Source organism: Mesorhizobium sp. L-2-11, assembly GCF_016756595.1.
GTDB lineage: Bacteria > Pseudomonadota > Alphaproteobacteria > Rhizobiales > Rhizobiaceae > Mesorhizobium.
In genome coordinates, this window is record NZ_AP023258.1 from 16,968 (window position 1) to 41,262 (window position 24,295).

The following is a 24,295-nucleotide window of genomic DNA, read 5'->3' on the forward strand; positions in this document are numbered from 1 at the left end:
TGCCACGCGTTCAATTGCCGCGGCCGCGACCGGATCCGCACCGTCATGCGATACCTGTTCATGGGTGCGGCCCTAATTGAAAACCCATAGCGGCCACCCGTGCCGGCGGCTTAGTCCAACACGTTTTTAGCTCACCGTCGCGATCCACCGCAGCGCGCTCTCGCCACCCGCCTTTCTGCGCGACGCCAAGCTAAAAACGCTCTGCATTATGTTGCGGCCAGCCATATGTGGTCTTGCTGACCTATTCCCTTTGTCATCTGAGTATTTGGGGCCGATTGACGCAACATAAATGGCGAGTTTGGCTGCCGGACCTTTTCTCGTTTGGAGGTTCGCCATGGATCACTTTTCCTTTTCCAACCAAGCCGCTGATGCCCTATTTCTGGAAGTGCCGTTCGCTGACGAGCGGAACCGCTATTTGCACCACTGCGCCGCACACGGAGCTAGGCCTGAAGTTCTTAGGGTCAAACGCAACGAACTCCTGTGGATCGCGCTACATCTCGGTCCAGAAGCCGCGGCCGGAGTCGGCATGGCGGAGTTGTTACCGATCGCGCAGGCTCGGCAGGATCTTCGCGGTGCGGCTACCGCTGCACGGCGGGTCATCGATATCGGGCGCCCCTGGCTGAAGTTCCTCGGCTGGTGGCGTGAACCCACTGTCATATTGTCATACCAGGGGCAACTCGACCGGTACGTCGCCTGGATGCGTGACGAACGCGGTTTGACACCGTCGACGGTGGAGCAATGGGGGAGCATGACCGGCAGATTCTTACTGTGGTGCGAACAGGCGAACCGTCAGCTCAAGGATTTGAGGGCAGAAGACATCGACAACTATATAGCGACCCAAGGAGCCGGGCGCTGGGGTCGTGTCTCGATTGCACATGTCGCCTCCGCCTTGCGCGCATTTCTGCGATACGCGGCAAAAGAGGCGTGGTGCTCAGACCGCTTGGCGAGGTCAATATCGCGGCCTCGGCTTTATCAGCAAGAGTCTCTGCCATATGCCCCGGATTGGTCTGACGTCCAGAAGATGTTGGCCGCCGTCGACACGGACCGGCCCCGCGACATCCGGGACCGCGCGATCTTACTGCTGCTGGCTGTATATGGTATGCGGCGCGGCGAAGTCGCCGCACTGCAGCTCCACCAAATCGACTGGGCGGGGCGAACTCTTCGGCTTTTCCGCTTAAAGCGACGACAAGCCCAGATCTATCCGCTGGTGCCCTCTGCTGCTGAAGCATTGGCGCGCTACGTTGATACGGTGCGGCCGCCGTCGTCGTGCCAAGAAGTCTTTCTCCGTATGCAGGCGCCTCAACGGGCCTTGAAGGCGGCTAGCATTTATAGCGTCGCCAATCGGCGATTTGTCGCGCTTGGCATTCAAGCGGCGCATCGGGGCGCGCATGCGCTGCGGCATGCCTGTGCAGTTCGCTTGCTTGCTGAGGGGCTGACCATCAAAGAGATCGGCGACCATCTTGGACACCGCAGCACCGCGGCAACAAGTGTCTACGCAAAAGTGAACATGACAGCTCTTCGCGAAGTTGGCGCCTTCGATTTGGGAGACGTCCTATGAAGCTGATCGACGTCATCGATGTCTACCTCGCCCGGCAAAGGTCACTGGGCATGCGCTTCGAGTCTGCCGGCCGCTTGCTCCATCACTTCGGGCGAGCAGTCGGCGATCGACAGATCGGCGAAGTAACCCCAGAATCGGTCATTGATTTCCTCAATGGAGACAAGGGGCCGACCGCGACGTGGGCACTCAAACACAGGGTGCTGAGTGGCCTCTTTAGATTCGCAATAAGCCGCGGATATGCCGATCGCTCGCCTCTGCCGACAGTTCTGCCGAACCTGCCGCCGCAGCAGACGCCGTACGTATATTCGACCGAGGAACTGCGCCGACTACTGGAGGCAACGTCGACTTTGCGAACGGGCTACAGCCAGCATGTACCGGCGATGTACCGTACGATGATCCTGCTCCTCTACGGAACAGGCATGCGGATCGGCGAGGCCCTGCGCTTGACCTTGAAGGATGTCGACCTCGTCGAAGACGTCATCACCATCCATTGCACCAAATTCTTCAAGACTCGGCTGGTTCCAATTGGACCGAAGCTGTCTGGAGAACTGGCCGCGCATCTCGAGCGTCGTGGCTTGCTGCCAATGCCGCAGGGAAAGGCGGCGCCGCTATTCGCGTCGCGCGGCATTCGAGGGTGGACTTATCAGAGTGTCGTCACCATGTTCCAACATGTCCGCCGAGCCGCCGGAATCGAACGCCCGATCGGCGAACTGCGCCCTCCACGTATCCATGATCTTCGCCACACAGCGGCCGTGCACCGTGTCGTCGCATGGTATCATTCCGGCGAGGACGTCCAACGATTGCTCCCGCAACTCGCGACCTTCCTTGGTCACATCGACATCCGATCGACCCAACGTTATCTGCAAATGACGCCTGAACTCCTGGAGGCGGCCAGCCAACGCTTCGCCCAGTATGCGATGGAGGGCAGCCATGAAGAATGAGATGCTCCTGGGACCATGGGTGCGGCGGTTCCTCCTTGAACATCTGGTGGCTGAACGCAATCTGTCCCGAAACACTCAGGCCAGCTACCGCGACACCTTGATGCTCTTGCTTCCGTTTGCCAGCAATCACGCGGCGCGTCCCATTGATCGAATGTCGGTCGAGGATCTGACACCGTCAATCATCCGTCAGTTCCTTGATCACCTGGAACGCGATCGAAAGTGCAGCGGGGTCACTCGAAACCAGAGGCTGGCAACCATACGCTCATTAGCAAGGTTCATTGGCATGCACTCACCGGTCCACATCGCGTGGTCCGGCGAAGTACGAGCGATGCCGTTCAAGAAGACCGCCAAGGCCATGATAGGATATCTCGAGAAGCCAGAGATGGACGCCCTCTTGGCACAGCCGGACCGTCGTACGCCTCTTGGCAATCGCGATTACGCTTTGCTTCTGTTCTTGTACAATAGCGGTGCCCGTGCCGATGAAGCGGCGCAGTTGATCGTCGACAATTTGCAGCTGGGCCGGCAATCGTCGGTGCGACTGCACGGCAAGGGAAACAAGTTCCGATCATGTCCGTTATGGCCAGCCACTGCAACGACCCTATCGAAGCTCGTCGAGGGACGTGGCAAGCGGGATCCGGTCTTCCTGAATCGGATCAACTCGCCATTGACGCGGTTCGGGATCCACAGACTCGTGACCCACTATGCCGAGCTGGCGAGCAAAATAGTGCCGTCGATCGAGACGAAGCGCGTTAGTCCTCACACGATCCGACATACAACTGCAGTCCACCTGCTGCGCGCTGGCGTCGACATCAACACAATCCGTGCCTGGCTTGGCCATGTGTCTCTGGACACGACGCATGTTTACGCCGAAGTCGATATGGAAATGAAGGCCAAGGCGCTGGCTCGGGTCGACATCTCTGACCAACAAACCACGGTCTCCCAGCGCGCGCTACCGTCCCTAATGGCCTTCCTGAAGGCTCTCTAGCGCGGTCGTGAAGTGGAATTTTATGTTGCGGTGCAAGCGTAAGCGGTCAGCCGATAACGTCAGGCCTAAAGTTCCAAGGCATGAGCATTTCGATTTCGGATGCCGGCCAGCCTTGAGCGATGCGGGTCAAGGTCTGCGAGAGCCAGTCGAGCGGATCGACGCTGTTCATTTTGCAGGTTTGCAGCAAGGTGGCTACCGTCGCCCAGGTTCGTCCACCGCCGTGGCTGCCGGCGAATAGACTATTCTTTCGCGTGATCGTCTGGGGCCTGATTGCACGCTCGACGATATTGGAGTCGATTTCGATGCGACCGTCCATCAGAAAGCGTTCCAGCGCCTCCCGCCGGGTGAGCGCGTAGCGGATCGCCTCGGCGGTCTTGGATTTTCCGGAGACCTTGCCCAGTTCCGCTTCCCATAGATCGAAGAGGCTCGCGACAATGGCCACGGACTTTTCCTGACGTAGCGCGGGGCGGGGCTCGCTCGCACTGCGGGTAGCCGGTCGAACCACCGCGGCTGGTCCGACCCGGCGGTGTTGGGAACAATAATAGGGCCGCGCTGCCGAATGAGATCCGAAACCTGAGCATTATGCGATGCGAGCGATCCTTCGGTTGTCGGCGCTGCGGAGGCGGCCTTGGTGTCCTCAATGCTTTGCCAACCCGCTTTTGCGGCTGAAGGATTGGGCACTGGTGTGGGCGGTCTAATGGCTCCGCGTTGTCTGATGAAGTCGTGGACAGCTCTATTATGTACCGCGACAGAAGTCGCAATATCTGATGTTAAGGCTTGTTTCTGTTCGACCGGTTGTCTTCCAACCACAGTATTGGCTGGAACGATCAGATCGTTCCGAACCAAGAGGTGCCTGTTGCTTCTGTCCGATTGGTCGAAACCGGTATCAAGATGGCTGCCCTTGCTTTCGGAATCCGACGGCTGCGTCTGATCCGTTGCGGCCGCAGGACCGCGTAGTCGAATGGATTCCGCTATCTGAGCATTATGTGATGCGAGCGATCCCTCGCTTGTTGTCGTTACCGGGGTGACCTTGGTAGCCTCTAAGCTTTCCCAACTCGTTTTTGCGGGAGTTGCCGGATGCCTGGCTGAAGGATTGGTCCCTGATTTGGGCCGTGGGATTGCTCCTCTCTGACGGATGAAATCGTGGACAGCGGCGTTGTGTGCCGCGATTGAAGCCGCAACGTTCGGCGACAGGATCGGCGTTTGTTCGACTGGCTGCCTTCTATCAGCAATGCTGGCTGGCACCACGCGATCGTTCGGAATACGCAGGCGGTGCCTGCTACTTCTGATCGACCGGTCGAGACCGTGATCAGGTTCGCTGCTCTTGCTTCCGGACCGTGCTGGAACCGGGTCCGCGCCCGGCTTCGCCGTCTCCGCAAGAAGAAGAACGCGGTTGCGACCGCTAGCAGGCCCAAATAGATCAAACGCGGTGTGGGGATGGTTGGCGCCTCGCCGACCTTGTTGGGCTCGGGCTCCAAACGATCGGATTTGGCTGACGCCTGGTGGACATCGCCATCTGCTTGCCGGGCTTCACCGTGACTTGTTTGTGGAGTTATCTTTGTTGGAACACCAGGCTTCTCTAAGAGCGACGGGAGCGAGTGCGTGGCTATGGGCGTCAACGGGCCACGCCTCACCTGCGGAAAAAGTGCGGCTGACGTCGCTTCGTCCAAAGTACCGGTCTGAGGAAGATTGTTCGCTTTCTGGAAAGCCTTGAGCGCACTGATGGACCGACGTCCCCAAATTCCGTCCGCGGTCCCGAGATCGTAGCCATGGTCGGCAAGCGCTTGTTGAATCTGCCGAGCGGAATGTTGTGATTCCTGTGAAGTTGCGGGGTCTGTGACGCCCAGTGCTGTCGCCAAGGCGACCACCACAGTCCAAGAAAATGGCAACCTCATCCCTTTTGCCCCGCCGTCCCAGTTTAAGCATAGCTGGGATGAGTTCTTTTGAGAACTCGCGCTATTACATTTCCTCCGAATGAGGGCAGACGCTCAACAGCAGAAACTGCCGATCTCCTTTGATCGCACTTTTCCCGCTCGAACTCGTCCTTGTTCAGCCCGAACAGGATCTACACAATAGCCGATCTGCGATGACAATGATGGACCCTAAGGCCGGGCCAAACGAGGCCGGCCTGAATTTCGACCCACGTCCGAAGTATGCCGCAAATTTCGGACAATGCGCCACCTGTCGGTCTGCCCACTGCTTATCGCCGATCGATCTCTTGATCAGGTACAAGCAGACGCAGCGGTCGTTCCGTCGTCAGCGTCCAGCTATTCGTCCGCCTCGACTTCGATGCCCTCTTGGAGACCGGCAAAGTCCGGCATGATGTCACCAGCCAGAAGCTTCTCCTTTGACAGCAGCCCCGCATCTTCGAGTGCCTCGAAATCCGGCAGATCGCGCAGCGTGTCGAGGCCGAACTCGAGCAGGAACGCTTTTGTCGTCACGTAGGTGTAGGGCGCGCCGGGCGTCGGGCTGCGCGGGCCCGAAGCGATCAGGCCGGCACCACGCAGATGACCAATAAAATCCCGGCTGATCTCCTTGCCGAAGAAGGAAGAAAGCTCGCCACGCGTGATCGGCTGGAAGTAGGCAATGCACATCAGCACCAGCACTTCGGACTGCGTCAAGTCGACCGCCTTATCGCCTCCACCAACCCCGGCACGGATGGCGTCGGCATAGGCCGGCCGGGTCAAGTGCTTCCAGCCGCCGGCGACCGCAACCAGATCATAGGGCCGGCCGCGCAGTTCTTCGCGGATGTCGTCGATCAGCAGGTCGATGCTGCAGCTTTTGCCGACGATCCGCGCGAGCGTCTCGCGACCAACAGGCTCGCTCGCCGCGAAGATAGTGGCCTCGACGCGCTGCATCCATTCCCGCCAACGCACCTGTGGCGGCAGGTGATCCAGCTCCCGGTCAAACAGCTGGTCAGCTGATCGACGGTCATCTGGCCGATCCTTTCCGGGTCTGCGCACCGCTTCCACCATGGTCGTCACAGCCCGTAGATGCGAAAGGTTGGGCGGCCGGATAGCTCGCGCACCGCGCCGAATTCGACCAGCCGGTCGAACAGGCGGCGCAGGCCCCGGTCGCTCATCCCAGCGATCTTCTCCGAAGCGACGACCGCATCGTCGGACAAGAGTCTTTCGACCACCATGTTCGCGGCCTTGGCCCGGAGTTTTGGAGCCACGACAATCAGGCGCTCCGCGCGGCGCTCGAGCTCAGCGGAAAGATCGATCGCACGCAGCGCAGCGCGCGCCTGCGCGGCGAGCAAACCTTTCGCACGCTCAGAATTTGTCACAATACTTGTCGACACAGAACCCGCTGCTGACCGACGCGAGCCGGCGCTTGTGCCCAAGGCTGCCTCGGCGCCCAGCAGCGGTACCGCGTGGTCCCAGCCCAGGCGCTGCGCCAGCAGGGCGTCGGCGAGCCAGGCTCCAACGGTGCGTGCGAAGCCACGGCGTTCGGCGGCCGTGAACGCACCGGTCAGCATGCCGACCATTCCGATGCCTGCGGAAAGCTGTCGAAGATCATCCGCCAGAACGCTGACCGCCTCATCATCCGGCGCGTAGCCAAGCTCCTCCAGCATTGCGGCAAGATTTTTCTCCGTCAGTAGATCCTCCGTTGGCCGAGATGCCAACCGACGCCAGGCGAGGAGAAAACGGCCGGCGGGGCCGACATTGTCGCCGGGCCGGGTGAGCAACACGGCGTCGCGCAGCGCGCTTTCATCCTCGACGCGGCCAGCCTGCTTTGCCGTTGCCACGGCAGCCGAAAGCGCCAGGCGCCGGCGCCAGGCGCCGGCCCATCGTTCCTGTCGGCGGACCACCGCATCGAGGGCGCAGATGGCAGCGCCCGCGGCGAGCGAGACGTCCTCGAACTCGTTTCCCGCATGACTGTGCGCATCCGAGATGGCCCGGCGCAGCCAGGCCGGCACCGCTGCCATTGGCACGGTCGGAGGGGTTCCGGCAGGCGTGGCGTGGTGACGTGCAGAAGGTCTGGAACGCAGAATCATCGAGAGCACGATGAATCATGGCGGCGCTTTTAGCAACAAAAATGGACGAAAAGCGCTGTGCTTGTCGTGCATCAACAACAAATGATAATGTTGCATTATCATTCGTTTTTCTCTTTATAGGAGAAATGACCGTTTTCATCGCGCAGAAGCCCCAAAATCACGTCGAGAAGACCTCCGGAACGTCCCACAGCACGGCGGCCGGCGACGATCTTTCGACAGCGCGGCTGTCGGCCGAGCCCGCGGCCCCTATCGGCGACGAACAGTTCACCGATGACCTGCCCGATATCGTCGACCTCGTCTTGGAGATGGGCCGGGCGACCGAGGAGCAGCCGGCTGGTGACCCCTCCCCTGCCTTGCAGCCGGCATCCGAATCGGGACCGACATTCGGTCTACCGGCACATCTGGAAAACCTTGCAGATCGCGCGCGCGATTACGTCGAGGCGGCAAGTTCGGCCAACACGCGGCGTGCCTATGCCGCCGACTGGAAGCATTTTAGCGCCTGGTGCCGGCGGCAGAATCTTGAGGCCTTTCCACCTGACCCACAGACCGTTGGCCTCTACATCACCGCTTGCGCCTCGGGAAAGGTCACAGGGGACAAAAAACCGAACGCCGTTTCAACCATCGAGCGGCGGCTTTCGGCGCTGACCTGGAACTTTTCTCAGCGCGGTCAGCCGCTCGACAGAAAGGACCGCCACATCGCAACGGTCATGGCCGGCATTCGCAACAGCCACGCAAAACCGCCGGTGCAGAAGGAGGCCGTCCTCCCCGAAGATATGATCGCCATGCTGGAGACGCTCGACCGCGGCACGCTGCGGGGCCTGCGCGACCGGGCGATGCTGCTGCTCGGTTTCGCCGGCGGGCTCAGACGCTCGGAAATCGTCGGCCTCGATGTTTCGCGCGACCAGACCGAAGATTCTTCAGGCTGGATCGAGATTTTTGACAAGGGCATGCTGGTCACCCTGCGCGGAAAAACCGGCTGGCGCGAGGTCGAAATCGGCCGCGGCTCGTCGGATGCTACCTGCCCGGTGGTCACGCTGCAGACTTGGCTCAAGCTTGCGCGCATCGGCCATGGCCCCCTGTTTCGTCGCGTTACCGGGAAAGGCAAGGCCGTCGGTTCGGAGCGGCTGAACGACCAGGAGGTGGCGCGGCTGGTCAAGCGCGCAGCACTTGCCGCCGGCGTCCGTGGCGATCTATCGGAAGGCGAACGGGAACAAAAATTCGCGGGCCACTCGCTGCGCGCCGGTCTCGCCTCCTCGGCCGAGGTCGATGAACGCTACGTGCAAAAACAGCTCGGTCACGCCTCCGCCGAGATGACCCGCAGATATCAGCGGCGCCGCGATCGGTTTCGGGTCAATCTCACCAAGGCGAGCGGGCTGTAAGGAAAGAAGCCCCCCTCCCCTGCCCCGCTTCAATCAGATGCAGTGGTGATATGGCTTTCTTCGGTGGATTTGTCGGTCGACAGAGCCCGTAGAACCGCTTCAGGCTCTTTTTCCATGATCCGGAGCAAGGTTCGAGCCGCGCCACTGGGCTGTCGCTTCCCTTGCTCCCATTTTTTATAGCCGGAAGGACTTGTGCCAAGCACAGTCGCCATTTCGTCCTGGGTGAGATCAAGCTTCTTGCGGATGGCTTTGGCGTCGACCGCGCCAACATCGACGCTGTGCACCTTGATACCGGGAACGTCCTTACCCTGCGCGTGCGCCAGAGCTTCCGACATGGACTGGATCAGATCAGCGCCGAATTTTGCCATCTCGCTCATGTCCTGCTCCTGTTCGCTGCCTTGATCGCCTTGGCGAAGGCTGCAACCGCTTTTGCCTCGTCCGGCTTGAGATCGACCTTTTCATTCTTGCCGTATGCCAACAGCGCGTAGATCGGCGCGTCATCGCTGTACCAGTAGTAGACGACCCGCGCGCCGCCGCGCTTGCCTTTCCCCTTGGCAGCGAAGCGCATCTTTCGCACGCCGCCGGTTCCGGGGATCTCATCGCCGATCTGCGGGTTGGTAGCCAAAAAGTCGATCAGTTCCTTTCGTTCATCCTCGCTGAACAAATCAGCCGCCTGCTTGATGAACAATGGTGTCTCGGCGACGGTCTGCATGCGGTTCCTATAACCCAATGGGTTATATAGACGACAAGTAGCTGAAAGTCAATGGCTGGCCGGGGACATGGCTGGCCGGGGACCCAAATGATCCGCTCATCCGATCGTTTGTTGATATCTTCGGTGTTTGTACAACACCCCTTCCCAATGCTGAGAGACGCCGCAAATGGCCCGTGAAGCGCAAGATCGACACTCCGGTCGACCACAGGGCCGGCAAATCGGCTACGCGCGCGTGTCGACGGACGAACAAGCGACGGAAGCGCAGGAAATTGAGCTACGATCGGCCGGCTGCGACGTCGTCGTTCAGGAACATGGATCCGGTGCGTCGAGAGCCCGCCCTGCCCTATTGCGGTTGATCAGCGATATCGGCGCCGGCGATGTCCTGGTCGTCGTGCGTCTCGATCGCCTTGCCCGCTCGGTCAGCCATCTTCTTCAGGTCATCGAGGATCTGACCGACCAAGGCGCGCACTTCCGATCTCTGCGAGATCCGATCGACACGTCGACGCCACAGGGCATGTTTTCGCTGCAGGTACTCGGCGCCGTTGCCCAGCTCGAGCGTGCGCTGATCTCGGAACGGACCAAGGCGGGCATCATCGCTGCACGATCGAAGGGGCGGCTGCCGGGCAATCCTGGTATCCGGGAACGCAGGCCCGAAGCCTTGGCGAAGATGACCGCGGTGCAAAAGGCAGCCTATGGCCGACGGCTACAATCAACGATGAACCAGTGGCTTCCGACGGTCCGTCGGATGCGACCAGACCACAACTGGGATGATATCGCTCGGGTCCTGAAGCAGCGCGGCCTCGACTGGACGCCTGAACGACTACGGCGGGCAGTGAAGTGGCTCGTCACCGAGCACCTGGCCGAACCCACGCTGCTGAAGCGGGCGTCTCCGCAGCCTCCCGAAGATCGCCTGATGACCCTTGTGGCAGGGATTTCGCAATCCAACCCAGACCTGTCGCTACGCGACATCGCCGGCCAGCTCGAGCGCCTGCATGAGCGTACCCCACGAGGGAGCGCAAAATGGTCCGCGTCCTCAGTCAAGAACCTGCTCGATCGAGCCCGGCGGCTTGGTCTCGTCCCCGAACCGCCCGCGAGCTGACCGAGATACAGGGACGTCGTCCCCGCCGCAGAACAGTCCTCAGTTTACGGTCCGTGGCTGACGCTCAACAACCCCGAGCCGCTTGTACGCCGCCCAGGCATCAGCTGGAATCGCGCTGTCAGCCCGCGCCAGCCAAGCCGCACGATCGGAGTCGGCAAGTGAGTTCCACCACACCATTCCGGCGGCTTCATCGGGCGTCGGTTCCCGGTCGTGTTCATTTTTCATGCCGTCGATGCTCTCATAAGACGCTCTTCCCGACAAGCGCTTCAGCGACCGCCAAAGCCCCAAGGGCGGATCAAAACCGGCGCGCGCCTCATCATGATCTGCGCCCCGGCTTGTCGAGGCTGCGGCGCAACGCATCGCTGATTTCCAGCCGGGATTCGGTGCGCACAATCTTGCCCGCCGTCTGCAGATCGACAGCAGCGGCGTCAGCTCCGGAACCGGTTCCAGTCGTCTTCGACGCGTCAAGCTTTGCCCGCAACAAGGCCATCACCATCGGCCAGACCGAGAACTTTCCGGCCTTTGCCCGGTCCGTCAGGCTGCGCAAATAGCCGCCGGCGCTGTTGATCTGGTCCTGTCGCTGGTAGATCGCGGCAATGGTAATCGCCGCCTGCTGCTCACCCATTGCCGTTCGCGCTTCCTCCCAGGCGCTCGGGCTGATGCCCATCGCCGGCCGGGCAACCTCGGCCGCGGCCAGAAATTCACGCCAGTTGCGGATTCCGCCGCCGCCATTCACCAGCCAAAGCATGTTCGGGCAGGCATCCAGCACAATTCCTAACGGCAGCTCGCGCTTCGGCAGGCTCCGTACGTTGTCGGTGTCCGCAACGTTGCCGCCCGCTTCATCTTTATTTCCTAAGCCGCTTTCAGATTCAAATTTAGAGTCTGGTTTTGAACTCTGTATGTGGCGTCCGTTTCGGGACTCATTGGCGTCCATTTTTTGTGTTTTTACAAATGATTCCAATGCTTCACGCACTTCAGCCCAAAGGCCTTCAAGCTCCTCGGCAATCGCCTCGAAGGTCTGTCTGGGTGCGGTGCGTGGTATCTGGCCGACAATCGCCTGGTAGGCCTGCTGGACCCTGCCCCAGTTCGCCGGCACGCCCTCCTCAATTCCAGCGTCGATCATCTTGACGATGTCACGCCGGCATATGGTTAGCCGCTCCTTAACGAGCCGAAAGGCCTTCTTCTCAGATCTGACCGCTTCCGCCAGCTCCTTGAACTCCTCTGCGCGCGCGACGATCGGCGAAATGTCGAAGCCGTAGGCTTGCTCGATCTCGCCCTTCTGCCCTTTCCGGGCGAAGCGCTTGCCGTTTGGGCTGTCGCGACGGATGATCAAGCCGCACTCCACCAGGACGGCCAGATGCCGTCGCAACGTCGTCGGCGGCATTCCGTTGGCGCGGCGGGTAAGCTGCTCGTTTGATGGCCAGACGATCAGCTCGCTGTCGCCATAAAGCGCCGTGTCCGGATGGAACGACAACAGCGCGTCGAGAATGGCCAAAGCGCGATCAGTGGCGCCCAGAGCTATCCTGGCGTCCTTGATATCTTGGAAGACCTGCCACTTGTGGACGACAGCGTCAGGTGAGACCGCCTTGGCGGTCATTTGGGTTGCAATATGGCCAAGCGTCATCGGCCGCCGCCCAAAGGGCGTCGTCGAGATATGCGTCTGCATTTCCTTTTACCTTTCGATGGGCAAAAGAAGTTTGCTCGCCAAAAACGACGCTTTCCCTATCGGGACTCTTGACTGCGATTCCTGGAAATGCGATTCTCTAAGCTGCGAGACTATAGAGAAGGTCGTCCGGAACGCCGTTTCGGGGGGCCTTTTTCTTTTGCGGTTAGAGGTGGTTCATCTCAATCGAGCTAGGCTCGGCCTTGATGGACGTCTCACTGTTGGTCGGCTTCGCCTCCTTCGCTTGTTTCAAGGAATTGGGTGTAAAGACGATCCAACTGGTCAGCGACATATTCCCCAAAAGCAGGCACCAGCTTCTCGTCGAAAATCAAAGCTGTTCGCCCGGCTTCTTGCCGGATCCGGGCCGCCTTTTTGCCCTTTGGCATGCTCCACACCTTTACCTTCTTCCTAGCGGGTGACTTCGAAACCGCCTTGAATACGAGGGCGAAGCGGGTATCGCTATCTGAGTTCCTGAACTGTTCCGACTCAAGCACCACGTTGATCGCGTCCATTGCCTTGGGTCTCCCGAGACCCTCAGCAAGGGAGACCCAGCGCGATCGACCGGCTTTGGACGCCGGGCCGATCTGCGTGGCAAGATTTATAGGTATGCTTCTGGCGACGGCGATGTAGCGGCTTAGGTCAGACTTGTCGGTGGAGAGCGCCGCAATGATTGTGGCACGATCAAAGCCCGCGTCTTCGAGCCGAAGCGCAAAGAGCGCTTTTTCAATGAAAGAGAGGTCGGCACGGTCGAGATTCTCCCGGCCCTGAGCCACGACCAATTCACGGTCCGTGAGATTTCGAACAATTGCAGAAACATCTCGCCCCAGATTTGCGGCAACGCGCAGTCGCCGCCTTCCATATACGATCTGATATCGACCGGCAGTCTCAGGATGGGGTCGAACAAGGATTGGAACTTGCTGCCCCTCTTCCGAAATGCTCGCCTCGAGCTGCTCGAACTTCGGATCGATGGCAGCAGGCAATCGATCCGCGATCGGTGACCCGTCGATCGCGGAAGGATCCAGGGACACGACGGCCTCGCCCGAAGCCAGCTGGTCCTGTAGCCGAGCTGCGGCTTTTGCTCCCTCGGCCATCTCTTGTAGCGACGAACCCATTGCGGAGATCGCGCCGGTGCGCACACGAACGGCTGACTTGTCCGTGGCAGACTTCTCGTTTGCAGTTGGCTTCTTGAGGAACAATGAGTCGATTGCGTCTTTGCGGCTCATGGCATCAGTGCCTTCAGATTATTGCCCAGGCATCGCTTTCCCAACGGAAAAAGCAGTTCGTTGGGAGCTCCCAACACGGCGCGGCTACTGCGCACGGGCCCCCGATGCGTGGGCCGAAAAAGACTTGAAATAAAGTAATGCAGCCCATTGGGGCCCGTCCGGAAACGATAAACGGCATTTCTGTTGGGAGCTCCCAACATCATCAGCGGAAGGACGCTGGCGGCCATCATGCCCGCCCCCACGCGGTCTTGATCAAAGCCTCGATCTCGGAGTTCACTGCATCGAGAGATTCCATGGCCCGGTCGTACGTCGATCGTGTCAGATTCTCTCGGCCGATTTCATAGAGCGTCTGCTTCGTCAGGCCGGCATCGGATACCGCCGCTGATTTCACCATCGGATTGGTAAGAACATGATCATCAAACATATTGCGCAGCAGCGCAGCGACCTTCGTCTGCGGCGCATCCTGGGGTTCAAACCGGGTCAAAAGATAGCGGATGAAATCATACTGGAGATTTCCCCCGGCCTCCTTCACGACGCCAAGAAGATCACGGGTCATGAGCAGGAACTGACTCATGGAAGCAACATCAAGCATCTGGGGATGCACTGTGATGACCATTGATGTCGCAGCACACAAGCCGCTGAGCGTCAGAAACCCAAGCTGGGGAGGGCAGTCAATAACAACGACGTCATAATCATCGGCGACCTCGTCGAAAGCCTGAGCGACGCGGGTGAAGAAAAGCCCGTCGCGAGCGCCGCGATCAGTCAAAGCTTTTGGGGTGGTGTGCTCAAACTCCATAAGCTCCAGATTTCCAGGAACGAGATGAAGGCCATCAAAGTATGTCGGCCGGATAACTTCCTTGAGCGGCCGCTTCGAGCCGTCATACCGGATGGCTGCGTATAATGTTTCGTTCGAACCCACATCCGTTTCTGGAAGAACGCCGAGTAGTGCCGAGAGGCTGGCCTGTGGATCAAGGTCCACGGCAAGCACTCTGTAACCCTGCAGCGCGAGATACTGTGAAAGATGAGCTGACGTGGTCGTCTTACCGGAGCCACCTTTGAAATTGGTCACAGCGATGACCTGCAAGTGTTCCGAACCGCGCCGATGAGGTACAAACTCGATGCTTTCGCGTCCACGAGTAGAGCCCGCCAGCATATGCCGGATCTCATTTATCTGACCGAGTGTGTAAAAGCGCCTCCCGTTGCTGGCGAGCTCGGGTTGTGGCCCTTCGCCCGCCAAGGTCATCTTCCGAAGGGTCGAATCAGATATTTTCATGAGGCGTGCTGCTTCACCCGATGTGAATTTGCGCAAACTCTTGTGTGATGTCGGAGGAAATAGGGCCTCGCTCATAGCCTGGAGCTGAGAGCTTAGCTGTTCAGCGTGCTCACCAATGGTAACATCTACCGAAGGGCGATCATTTCGGGATATGGCAACAGCCTTGCTCACGGTGGAATCTCTTGTCACGGTTAAACGACAGGTAATGCCATTTTTCCGTGACGATTACTGAATGCGTGTTCGGTTGCAAGGCGTTTTTGGTTAATCAAAAGTTAACGCGATTTTGCCTGCTTCAGGCCAAGCGGGGATTCGTCGATAAATATCTGCTAGTTAGCCTGATTCCTGCTGTGTGCCGGAGTGAGCGGGAAATGCAGATTTGCACCTCTTCATCAACACTTTAGTCCCTGCCTGCCCTCGCATTTCCGAAGCTAGACCGTCGATTCGGCAGAATCACCGGATGCAGATCTGCACGTAGGCATACGCCCAACGAGATGATTTCTGTTGGCATGACCTGTTCATGCGGAGATCATGATGCGGATACTGACCGTCTCGCCCCACCATTACAGAGGCCACCCAAGTTTTCTGAACCAGATGTACCGTCTTCGCGCAGCAGCGTTCGGCGGTCGTCTCGAATGGGACGTCTCTGTCACCTATGGCGAGGAACGCGATCAGTACGACGATTTGAAACCGACTTGCGTTCTGGCGATTACCGAGAGTGGGCTGCTGGCCGGTTGTGTCCGCCTTCTTCCGGCTTGTGGGCCGACGATGCTCGAGCACACCTTTCCCCAACTGCTCGAAAAAGGTTCACTCGCCTCGCATCCAGGAATGGTCGAGAGTTCGCGCTTCTGCGTCGACACCTCCCTTGCCTCGCAGAGGGATGGGGGCCAACTACACCTCGCGACGCTCACCTTGTTCGCCGGCATCATCGAATGGTCGATGGCGAACGGTTACAGCGAGATTGTCACAGCGACCGATCTTCGCTTTGAGCGCATCCTGAAACGGGCCGGCTGGCCGATGCAACGGCTCGGCGATGCTGTCCCGATCGGCAACACCATCGCCATTGCTGGAAGCCTGCCGGCCGATCGCGCCAGCTTCGAGCAGGTCTGCCCTCCGGGCTACCGTTCGATCCGTCAGATCGACAGCGCACCCGTTCGGAGCGCCGCGTGACCCAACTGCGCTCCCATTCGCGTCTCGTCCGCAAACTTCAGGACGCGCTCGGCGACCAACTCTGCGTCGCGCTCGACGACGCGACGGTGGTCGAGATCATGCTCAATCCCGATGGCAAGCTCTTCATCGAACGCCTGGGTCATGGGGTCGCTTCGGCTGGCGCGATGAGCCCGGCTGCGGCAGAGGTGATCATCGGCAGCGTCGCCCACGCGCTGCAATCGGAGGCCGACGACGAGCAGCCGATCATCTCCGGCGAACTGCCGATCGGCGGGCACCGCTTCGAGGGCTTGCTGCCGCCGGTCGTTTCCGGACCGGCCTTCACGATCCGGCGGCGCGTGTCGCGGCTGATCCCGCTTTGCGACTACGTAAAGTCGAAGGTTATGACCGAGGCGCAGGCCTCTGTCCTGCGCAGCGCGATCGCCTCTCGCATGAACATCGTGATCTCCGGCGGCACGGGCTCGGGCAAGACGACGCTTGCCAACACGGTCATCGCCGAAATCGTCGCAAATGCGCCGGACGATCGGATCGTTATCCTGGAAGACACCGCCGAGATCCAATGCGCCGCCGAGAACGCGGTATCGCTTCACACAAGCGACACCGTCGACATGGCACGGTTGCTGAAGAGCACCATGCGATTGCGGCCTGACCGAATCATTGTCGGCGAGGTCCGCGACGGTGCGGCGCTCACGCTGCTCAAGGCGTGGAACACCGGGCACCCGGGCGGCGTCACCACCATTCACTCGAACACGGCAATGTCGGCCCTGCGCCGGCTCGAGCAGCTGACCGCGGAAGCGAGCCAGCAACCCATGCAGGAAGTGATCGGAGAGGCCGTCGATCTTGTCGTTTCCATAGAACGGACGGGGCGGGGGAGACGGGTCCGCGAGGTCATCCACGTCGAGGGCTTCAGCAACTCCCGCTACCGGACCGAACACTACGCCCAGATCGACGAGGACAGCCATGTTGCGTAAGACGCAAATCACCCTGATCTTTGCGGCATTGGCCGCCTTCTCCTGCGTCAGCCTGGCGGCTCCGGCCCTTGCCTCTTCGGGTGGCGGCCTGCCTTGGGAATCTCCCCTGCAGCAGATCCAGCAGTCCATTACCGGGCCGGTCGCTGGCTTCATTGCTCTCGCCGCCGTCGCGATCGCCGGCGGCATGCTGATCTTCGGCGGCGAGCTCAACGATTTCGCGCGGCGGCTCGTGTATGTCGTGCTCGTAGCCGGCATCCTGCTCGGCGCCACGCAGATCGTCGCCCTGTTCGGCGCTACGGGCGCCTCGATTGGAGAGGCGCGGTCACAGGCCTCGACTGCAGCGGCAGGGGAGGGGGCGGATGGCTGAGTCAGGCGCCAATCTCGCGCGTTCACGCGTGCACAGGGCGCTTTCGCGCCCCAACCAGCTCATGGGAGCAGACCGGGAGCTGGTTCTGCTTACCGGCCTCGCTTCAGTGATTCTGATCTTCGTCGTGTTGACCTGGTATGCCGCGCTCTTCGGAGCGGCGATCTGGCTGGTCGCCGTCGCGGCCCTTCGCATGATGGCGAAGTCCGATCCCATGATGCGGCAGGTCTATATCCGTCACATTTCGTATAGGGCCTATTATCGGGCGACATCGACGCCATGGCGCAGGTTTTGAGGCGCTTATGGTCGCTTTGAAGACTTTCCGCCAATCTGGACCATCCTTCGCTGATCTCGTCCCCTATGCAGGTCTCGTCGACAACGGCGTCATTCTGCTGAAGGACGGTTCGCTGATGGCCGGCTGGTACTTTGCCGGCCCCGACAGTGAGAGTTCGACGGACGCCGAGCGCAACGAGGTCTCGCGGCAGATCAACACCATTCTCGCTCGCCTCGGATCGGGCTGGATGATCCAGGTCGAAGCCGTGCGGGTGCCGACTTCCGATTACCCAGACGAAGCCGACTGCCATTTCCCCGACCCGGTCACACGGGCCATCGACTTCGAGAGACGGCTCCACTTCCAGCGAGAACACGGGCATTTCGAGAGCCGGCATGCGCTCATCCTGACGTGGCGGCCGCCCGAACCGCGTCGCTCCGGCCTCGCACGCTATGTCTATTCCGATCCGGCAAGCCGATCGGCGTCCTATGCGGTGACGACGCTCGACACGTTCCGCGCCTCGATCCGCGAGATGGAGCAATATCTCGGCAATGTCGTCTCCATTCAGCGGATGGCGACACGCGAGGTCGACGAGCGAGCCGGATTTCGGGTGGCCCGCTATGACGAGCTGCTCCAGTTCGTCCGCTTCTGCATCACAGGCGAAAACCATCCTCTTCGTCTGCCGGACATCCCGATGTATCTCGACTGGCTGGTCACGGCCGAGCTGCAGCATGGCCTGACCCCGCTGGTGGAGAACCGCTTCCTCGGGGTCGTCGCCATCGACGGCCTGCCGGCGGAGAGCTGGCCGGGCATCCTCAATGCGCTCGATCTGATGCCGTTGACCTATCGCTGGTCATCGCGCTTCGTCTTTCTTGACGAGCAGGAGGCACGGCAGAAGCTGGAGCGGACCCGCAAGAAATGGCAGCAGAAGGTGCGGCCGTTCTTCGACCAGCTCTTTCAGACCCAGAGCCGCTCGGTCGACCAGGACGCCATGATGATGGTAGCCGAGACCGAGGACGCCATCGCCGAGGCCTCCTCCCAGCTCGTCGCCTACGGCTACTATACGCCTGTGATCGTCCTGTTCGATGGAGCACAGGCCCGGCTTCAGGAGAAGTGCGAGGCGATCCGCCGTCTCGTCCAGGCGGAGGGGTTTGGGGCGCGCATTGAAACGCTGAACGCGACCGACGCCTTCCTTGGAAGCCTGCCGGGCGTCTCCTACGCCAATATCCGGGAGCCGTTGATCAACACGCGCAATCTTGCCGACCTCATCCCGTTGAACTCGGTCTGGTCGGGCAGCCCGGTGGCGCCTTGCCCTTTCTATCCGCCGGGATCGCCGCCGCTGGTGCAGGTCGCGAGCGGGAGCACACCGTTCCGCCTGAACCTGCATGTAGACGACGTCGGCCACACGCTGATCTTCGGGCCCACAGGCTCGGGCAAGTCAACGCTGCTGGCGCTGATCGCCGCACAGTTCCGGCGCTATGCCGGCGCCCAGGTCTTCGCCTTCGACAAGGGTCGCTCCATGCTGCCGCTGACGCTCGGCCTCGACGGCGATCACTACGAGATCGGCGGGGATGCTACCGGGGGAGGGGAGGGGGCTTCGCCGGCGCTCGCCTTCTGCCCGCTCGCAGAGCTCTCCAGCGACGGCGACCGCGCATGGGCGGCCGAGTGGATCGAAACGCTTGTCGCGCTGCAGGGCGTCAGCGTCACGCCGGACTATCGCAACGCCATCTCCCGGCAGATCGGTTTGATGGCGCAGTCGCGCGGCCGCTCGCTCTCGGACTTCGTCTCCGGCGTCCAGATGCGCGAAATCAAGGATGCACTGCACCACTACACGGTCGACGGCCCCATGGGTCAGTTGCTCGACGCGGAGGAGGACGGCCTATCGCTCAGGGCGTTCCAGTGCTTCGAGGTGGAGGGGCTGATGAACATGGGCGAACGCAACCTCGTACCGGTCCTGACCTATCTCTTTCGTCGTATCGAGAAACGCCTGACAGGAGCGCCCAGCCTCATCCTGCTCGACGAAGCCTGGCTGATGCTCGGGCACCCGACCTTCCGCGACAAGATCAGGGAATGGCTGAAGGTGTTGCGCAAGGCCAATTGTGCCGTCGTCCTAGCAACGCAGTCGATCTCCGACGCCGAACGCTCCGGCATCATCGACGTGTTGAAGGAAAGCTGCCCGACGAAGATCTGCCTTCCGAACGGCGCTGCGCGCGAGATGGGAACGCGCGAGTTCTACGAGCGGATCGGCTTCAACGAACGGCAGATCGAGATCGTCGCGACCGCTCTGCCGAAACGCGAATACTACGTCGTCTCGCCGGAAGGCCGCAGGCTGTTCGACATGGCGCTCGGTCCTGTCGCCCTCTCCTTCGTCGGAGCGTCCGGCAAGGAGGACCTCAAGCAGATCCGTGCCCTTCATTCCAAGCATGGGGCCGCGTGGCCTCTCCAATGGCTCCAACAGAGGGGGATTGCCGATGTCGAATCATTCTTTCCCAAAGCGTAGCGCCCGTGCTGCGGTTGCCACGGCGCTGATACTGGGCACTGCCGTCACGCCGCCGGTCGCGCATGCCGGCGGCGTGACGGGGCAAGCGACTGAATGGACCCAGCTCGCAAACAATGCCGAGCTTGTCAGCCTCGTCGGCAAGTCGGCCGAGCAGGTCAACAACCAGATCAAGCAGATCACCCAGCTTGCCGAGCAGATCCAGAACCAGCTCAATATCTACAACAACCTGCTCCAGAACACCGCGCAGCTTCCGGGCCACATCTGGGGACAGGTCGAGAACGACCTGAAGAGCCTGCAGAACATCGCCGCGCAAGGGCAGGGCGTCGCCTTCTCCATGGGCAATATCGACGACGTATTGAAACAGCGCTTCCAGAGCTTCGCCGACATGAAGAGCAACCTGCCGGATGGCACAAGCTTTTCGTCGAACTACCAGAGCTGGTCGGACACCAACCGCGACACGATCGCCGGAACGTTGAAGGCGGCGAACCTCACGGCGGAGCAGTTCTCGAGCGAGGAATCCACCATGTCCTCGCTGCGCTCAATGTCGGAATCGGCAGACGGCCAGATGAAGGCGCTGCAGGTCGGTCATCAGATCGCTACCCAGCAGGTCGCGCAGATGCAGAAGCTGCGCGGGCTCGTCTCACAACAGATGACCATGATGGGCACGTGGTTCCACTCCGAACAGGCGAGACAGGACCTCGCCCAGGCCCGCCGCGAGCAGTTCTTCAACGCGCCCGACCGCGATATCCGCAGCGGCCAGACGATGGAGCCCCGCTGGTGAGCCCGCGCATCCTAATCGCCCTCGCAGTGGCTGGCATCGTCGCCTTCGGCGCCGGCATGTTGATTTGGGTGGTCGCGCAACCGGACGCCACGACTGAAACGCCGGCGACGGCGGCGAGCTCTGGTGCTGCGCGTCAAGAGCACCGGGAGCGCTTTTTCGGCAGCGATCCGGATCGCGACGTGCGCGGCGGGCAGGAGATGAAGCCCCGATGGTGATCGTCCGCCCCTCCCGCGGGCTCGAAACGGCTTTCATCGTGATCGCGATCGTGCTGCTCGCAAGCGCACCGGCGCTTGCACAGCAAGGTTCGGTCCTGACAACACTGGAGAACCAGGTCGTCACCGCCGCCAAGGGCTGGGAGACGACGGTGATGAACGCGGCACGCTCGCTGTTCTGGATTCTCGCCGGTATCGAAATCGGGATCGCCGCGGTCTGGCTGGCGATCAATGCGGCCAGTCTCGATGCATGGTTCGCCGAGCTGGTGCGCCGGGTTATGTTCATCGGCCTTTTCGCCTTCATCCTCGACCGGGGACCGGCCTTCGCCAAGGCCGTGGTCGACAGCCTGTTCCAGATCGGCGCCGGCGGCGGCTCGGCTTCGCCCGCCAACATTTTTGATGCCGGCATTCGCGTCGCATCCAAGATGTCCGAGCAGGCGCAGTTCGGCCTGTTCGAAGACAACGCACTCGCCATCGCAGCGGTCTTCGCCATGGTCGTGGTCGTCGTCTCCTTCTCTCTGGTGGCCGCGATCTTCGTGGCCGTCATGGTGGAGATGTATGTCGGGCTTCTCGCGGGGATGATCATGCTTGGACTGGGAGGCTCCTCCTACACCAAGGACTTCGCTGTCCGTTATCTGGTCTATGCCTTTTCCGTCGGCATGAAGTTGATGGCGCTCGTTATGATCGCCAAGATCGGCTCGGACATCCTGCTCGGCCTGGCCGAGGCGCCGACCGCGACCTCCGATCAGTTCATCACCACGCTCGCCATCGCAGGCATATCGGTCGTCGTGTTCGTCATCGCCATGTACGTCCCTCCGATCATGCAGGGCGTGGTCCAGGGCGCGTCGATCGCCGGCGGCATGGAAGCGATCCGGCACGGGGCCCAGGCCGCGACCTTTGCCGCCGGCGGTGCCTTCCTCGGGGCGAGCGCTGCGTCCAGGGGCGCGCAGACCGCGAGTGATGCAAGAGCTGGCGGGTCGTCGATGGCGAGTGCCGCACTTCGTGGGATGGCCTCTAGCGTGGGCAGCGCCGGATGGGCCGCCGGCTCGGCGGCCAAGGAAAAGGCGATCGCGTCGCCCGGCGCCTATGCAGGCTCTCTGCTGGGGCTTGCCAACGCCAAGCTCGACCAGAGCCCCCAATCGGGCAGGCGTACATCCTCCCGGCCTGTGCCACCGCCGATCGATGACAGTAAGTGAGGAGACCGTACGGCATGGCCTCAGGCAATCCGCCCGAAAACCCCTATCTTGCCGCCCGACAGGAGTGGAACGAACGCTATGGCTCCTATGTTAAGGCCGCCGCCGCCTGGCGCCTTGTCGGCATCGCCGGCATGACCATGGCGGTGATCGGCTTTTCCTATGCGCTCTTCCAGAGCACGCAGGTCAAGCTGGTGCCGTACATCGTCGAGGTCGACAAGCTCGGCACGGCCTCGAGCGCCGGCTTTCCGGAGCAGATCGAGTATGCCGATTCCCGCGTCGTCAGGGCAACGCTCGGCAGCTTCGTCTCGAACTTCCGCAGCGTGACGCCGGATGCTGTTGTTCAGAAGCAGTATATCGATCGCACCTATTCGCATCTGAGAACCTCCGATCCGGCCACCGAAAAGGTCAACGCCTGGTTCCGCTCCTCCTCGCCATTCGAGAAAGCGAAGACCGCGACGGTCGCCATCGAGGTGAACAACATCGTCGCGCTGTCCAACCAGAGCTACCAGATCGACTGGACCGAGTTCGAACGCGACCGCAAGGGCAAGGAGACCGCCGTTCGGCGGTTCCGCGGCGTCGCCACGGTCACGCTTACACCTCCACAGGACGAGGCCATCATCCGCTTCAACCCGATCGGTCTGTATCTGCGCGATTTCGACTGGACTGCGCAACTTTGAAAGGCATGGCCCGCATATGAACTTCAGAACCAAAATAGCCCGGGCCACGCTGAACGCCCTCGTGATCGTATCCACGACAATGGCGTCGCCCTTCCTCCTCTCTTCGGAAACCCTCGCCGATGGAGTGACTGCCAATGAGGCGAAGGGCATCGGGATTTCCGGCCAGTGGCGTGGGTCGCGCGGACTTGTCACGAAAGGCGCGGACGGAAAGGTCGTCTTTCTCTACGGCGAGATCCAGCCCTCGGTCGTATGCTCGCCGCTGCAGGTGTGCGATATCGAGCTTGAGGCCGGTGAGGTTGTGCGCGATGTTCTCGTCGGCGACACGGTACGCTGGAAGGTCGAACCCGCGACCTCCGGGGCCGCCGGCGGCCAAGCGATCCACCTGATCGTCAAGCCCTCCGAACCCGGTCTGGTGACCTCGATGGTGGTGACGACCTCTCGACGCACCTATCACATCCAGCTCAAGTCGCATCAGACGCAGTACATGGCGCGCGTCGGTTTCGAATATCCCGAGGACGTGTCAACGAAGCTCGCCGACGTCAACGCCCGCATGGAAGCGAGCACGATCCCCGGCGCCGGGGTTCCGGCCGAGCAGTTGCAGTTCGGCTATGCGATTTCGGGCAGCGCCAGATGGCGGCCCAGCCGCGTCTATAGCGATGGCATCAAGACCTACATCCAGTTTCCACGCTCGATCTCCGGCCAGGACGCGCCGGTCCTGTTCGTCATCTCCGGCGGCCAGAACCGCATCGTCAATTATCGCATGAAGAACGACATGATGATCGTCGACTATCATGTCGACAAGGCGGTGCTCGTCTCCGGCGTCGGCTGGAAACAGGAGAAGATCACGATCCGGCGGGGAGGGCGGTGATGCCTATCTCCCGCTCGTTTCGCTCCTTCGCCGTTGCGGTCACGCTCGCGGTTTTCCTTTCCGGTTGCCAGAGCCTTGGCCCGGGCGGCCTCGTCGCCAGTAACGCGCCAGCCGACATCTCCGGACCGGCCGCAACTTCGATCGCCGGCGATATGGTAAGCCGCCTTGCCGAGCACGTCGGGCCGGGCAGCGGAACTATCGCGTTGAAGCAGGATGGTTCGCCCTTCGGGCAAGCTCTGGAGTCGGCCCTCAAGGGATGGGGATACGCGGTCGTTACCGACCAGGCAACCGACAGCGGCACGACGATCGTCCCGCTCGCCTATGTTGTCGAGCCGTTCGAGGGCCAGGTCCTCGCGCGGCTGTCGACGCGCGGTGCCGAGCTCGGTCGTGCCTATGAGATAACTACGACGGGCGCATCACCGGCGAGCCCGCTCTCCGTGATGCGTCGCGGGTAGGAGGGG

At 61.2% G+C, this 24,295-nt stretch carries 25 protein-coding genes and 1 pseudogene; 16 read left to right on the top strand and 10 right to left on the bottom strand.

Features of this window, described 5'->3' with window-relative positions:
- Positions 1-334 precede the first annotated feature (334 nt).
- From JG739_RS31615 to JG739_RS31625, 3 genes are read left to right on the top strand one after another with little or no spacing between them, the layout of a single operon-like run.
- On the top strand, positions 335-1,558 hold the full coding sequence (locus JG739_RS31615) for a tyrosine-type recombinase/integrase (protein WP_202367742.1): 1,224 nt from the start codon (positions 335-337) through the stop codon (positions 1,556-1,558).
- Positions 1,555-2,499 carry a tyrosine-type recombinase/integrase gene (locus JG739_RS31620; protein ID WP_202367743.1) on the top strand — a complete coding sequence of 315 codons (945 nt, stop codon included), beginning with the start codon at positions 1,555-1,557 and terminating at the stop codon, positions 2,497-2,499. The genes JG739_RS31615 and JG739_RS31620 overlap by 4 nt, the downstream gene beginning before the upstream one ends.
- Positions 2,489-3,484: a tyrosine-type recombinase/integrase gene (locus JG739_RS31625; RefSeq protein ID WP_202367744.1), complete on the top strand. Its 996-nt coding sequence runs from the start codon at positions 2,489-2,491 to the stop codon at positions 3,482-3,484. The genes JG739_RS31620 and JG739_RS31625 overlap by 11 nt, the downstream gene beginning before the upstream one ends.
- Before the next feature lie 46 nt (positions 3,485-3,530).
- On the opposite strand, the pseudogene JG739_RS31630 reads toward JG739_RS31625, so the two are convergent.
- The 4 genes and pseudogenes from JG739_RS31630 to JG739_RS31645 form a co-directional block, all read right to left on the bottom strand.
- Positions 3,531-3,959: pseudogene (locus JG739_RS31630) on the bottom strand (IS66 family transposase); the annotation flags it as partial.
- 565 nt (positions 3,960-4,524) lie between these two features.
- On the bottom strand, positions 4,525-5,379 hold the full coding sequence (locus JG739_RS36565) for a peptidoglycan-binding domain-containing protein (RefSeq protein WP_446720582.1): 855 nt from the start codon (positions 5,377-5,379) through the stop codon (positions 4,525-4,527).
- 372 nt (positions 5,380-5,751) lie between these two features.
- Entirely contained in the window at positions 5,752-6,459 is a 708-nt protein-coding gene (gene scpB, locus JG739_RS31640; RefSeq protein WP_202367746.1) for an SMC-Scp complex subunit ScpB, read from the bottom strand.
- 5 nt (positions 6,460-6,464) lie between these two features.
- Positions 6,465-7,412 (bottom strand): DUF1403 family protein, encoded by a 948-nt coding sequence (locus tag JG739_RS31645; protein ID WP_202367910.1) that lies wholly within the window; start codon positions 7,410-7,412, stop codon positions 6,465-6,467.
- Positions 7,413-7,606: 194 nt separating this feature from the next.
- Here JG739_RS31645 and JG739_RS31650 point away from each other — a divergent pair, with 194 nt between their 5' ends.
- Positions 7,607-8,860: a site-specific integrase gene (locus tag JG739_RS31650; protein WP_202367747.1), complete on the top strand. Its 1,254-nt coding sequence runs from the start codon at positions 7,607-7,609 to the stop codon at positions 8,858-8,860.
- 29 nt (positions 8,861-8,889) lie between these two features.
- Here the strand turns inward: JG739_RS31650 and JG739_RS31655 are convergent, their stop codons facing one another.
- Positions 8,890-9,237, bottom strand: coding sequence for a helix-turn-helix domain-containing protein (locus tag JG739_RS31655; RefSeq protein ID WP_202367748.1), 348 nt, complete (start codon positions 9,235-9,237; stop codon positions 8,890-8,892).
- Positions 9,234-9,572: a type II toxin-antitoxin system RelE/ParE family toxin gene (locus tag JG739_RS31660; protein WP_202367749.1), complete on the bottom strand. Its 339-nt coding sequence runs from the start codon at positions 9,570-9,572 to the stop codon at positions 9,234-9,236. Before JG739_RS31660 ends, JG739_RS31655 begins: the two co-directional genes overlap by 4 nt.
- A 166-nt stretch (positions 9,573-9,738) precedes the next feature.
- Between JG739_RS31660 and JG739_RS31665 the strand changes: the two genes are divergently transcribed.
- Positions 9,739-10,671: a recombinase family protein gene (locus JG739_RS31665; protein WP_202367750.1), complete on the top strand. Its 933-nt coding sequence runs from the start codon at positions 9,739-9,741 to the stop codon at positions 10,669-10,671.
- Positions 10,672-10,710: 39 nt separating this feature from the next.
- Here the strand turns inward: JG739_RS31665 and JG739_RS31670 are convergent, their stop codons facing one another.
- The 4 genes from JG739_RS31670 to repA all read right to left on the bottom strand — a co-directional run bounded on the left by JG739_RS31670 (position 10,711) and on the right by repA (position 15,001).
- Complete coding sequence (locus tag JG739_RS31670; RefSeq protein WP_202367751.1) at positions 10,711-10,896, bottom strand: hypothetical protein; 186 nt, start codon at positions 10,894-10,896, stop codon at positions 10,711-10,713.
- 91 nt (positions 10,897-10,987) lie between these two features.
- Positions 10,988-12,337, bottom strand: coding sequence for a plasmid replication protein RepC (gene repC / locus JG739_RS31675; protein ID WP_202367752.1), 1,350 nt, complete (start codon positions 12,335-12,337; stop codon positions 10,988-10,990).
- Positions 12,338-12,549: 212 nt separating this feature from the next.
- Positions 12,550-13,557: a plasmid partitioning protein RepB gene (gene repB / locus JG739_RS31680; RefSeq protein ID WP_202367753.1), complete on the bottom strand. Its 1,008-nt coding sequence runs from the start codon at positions 13,555-13,557 to the stop codon at positions 12,550-12,552.
- A gap of 226 nt (positions 13,558-13,783) precedes the next feature.
- Entirely contained in the window at positions 13,784-15,001 is a 1,218-nt protein-coding gene (gene repA / locus JG739_RS31685; protein ID WP_202367754.1) for a plasmid partitioning protein RepA, read from the bottom strand.
- A gap of 360 nt (positions 15,002-15,361) precedes the next feature.
- Here repA and traI point away from each other — a divergent pair, with 360 nt between their 5' ends.
- From traI to trbH, 11 genes are read left to right on the top strand one after another with little or no spacing between them, the layout of a single operon-like run.
- On the top strand, positions 15,362-15,997 hold the full coding sequence (gene traI / locus JG739_RS31690; protein ID WP_202367911.1) for an acyl-homoserine-lactone synthase: 636 nt from the start codon (positions 15,362-15,364) through the stop codon (positions 15,995-15,997).
- The gene (gene trbB, locus JG739_RS31695; RefSeq protein ID WP_202367755.1) at positions 15,994-16,965 is read left to right on the top strand and encodes a P-type conjugative transfer ATPase TrbB; all 972 of its coding nucleotides are present in this window, start codon (positions 15,994-15,996) and stop codon (positions 16,963-16,965) included. The genes traI and trbB overlap by 4 nt, the downstream gene beginning before the upstream one ends.
- Positions 16,955-17,332, top strand: coding sequence for a TrbC/VirB2 family protein (locus JG739_RS31700; RefSeq protein WP_202367756.1), 378 nt, complete (start codon positions 16,955-16,957; stop codon positions 17,330-17,332). The genes trbB and JG739_RS31700 overlap by 11 nt, the downstream gene beginning before the upstream one ends.
- Positions 17,325-17,624: a conjugal transfer protein TrbD gene (locus JG739_RS31705; RefSeq protein WP_202367757.1), complete on the top strand. Its 300-nt coding sequence runs from the start codon at positions 17,325-17,327 to the stop codon at positions 17,622-17,624. Before JG739_RS31700 ends, JG739_RS31705 begins: the two co-directional genes overlap by 8 nt.
- Before the next feature lie 7 nt (positions 17,625-17,631).
- Positions 17,632-20,100, top strand: coding sequence for a conjugal transfer protein TrbE (locus JG739_RS31710; RefSeq protein ID WP_202367758.1), 2,469 nt, complete (start codon positions 17,632-17,634; stop codon positions 20,098-20,100).
- A complete protein-coding gene (trbJ, locus tag JG739_RS31715) occupies positions 20,072-20,881 on the top strand; it encodes a P-type conjugative transfer protein TrbJ (protein WP_202367759.1) in 810 nt (269 codons plus the stop codon). The genes JG739_RS31710 and trbJ overlap by 29 nt, the downstream gene beginning before the upstream one ends.
- Positions 20,878-21,096, top strand: a complete 219-nt coding sequence (gene trbK, locus JG739_RS31720) for an entry exclusion protein TrbK (protein WP_202367760.1) — start codon at positions 20,878-20,880, stop codon at positions 21,094-21,096. Before trbJ ends, trbK begins: the two co-directional genes overlap by 4 nt.
- Positions 21,090-22,289 (top strand): P-type conjugative transfer protein TrbL, encoded by a 1,200-nt coding sequence (trbL, locus tag JG739_RS31725; protein ID WP_202367761.1) that lies wholly within the window; start codon positions 21,090-21,092, stop codon positions 22,287-22,289. The genes trbK and trbL overlap by 7 nt, the downstream gene beginning before the upstream one ends.
- Positions 22,290-22,303: 14 nt before the next feature.
- Positions 22,304-22,966: a conjugal transfer protein TrbF gene (locus JG739_RS31730; RefSeq protein WP_202367762.1), complete on the top strand. Its 663-nt coding sequence runs from the start codon at positions 22,304-22,306 to the stop codon at positions 22,964-22,966.
- A 16-nt stretch (positions 22,967-22,982) separates the two neighbouring features.
- Positions 22,983-23,834: a P-type conjugative transfer protein TrbG gene (gene trbG, locus JG739_RS31735; protein WP_202367763.1), complete on the top strand. Its 852-nt coding sequence runs from the start codon at positions 22,983-22,985 to the stop codon at positions 23,832-23,834.
- Positions 23,834-24,289 carry a conjugal transfer protein TrbH gene (gene trbH, locus JG739_RS31740; RefSeq protein ID WP_202367764.1) on the top strand — a complete coding sequence of 152 codons (456 nt, stop codon included), beginning with the start codon at positions 23,834-23,836 and terminating at the stop codon, positions 24,287-24,289. The genes trbG and trbH overlap by 1 nt, the downstream gene beginning before the upstream one ends.
- Positions 24,290-24,295 lie beyond the last annotated feature (6 nt).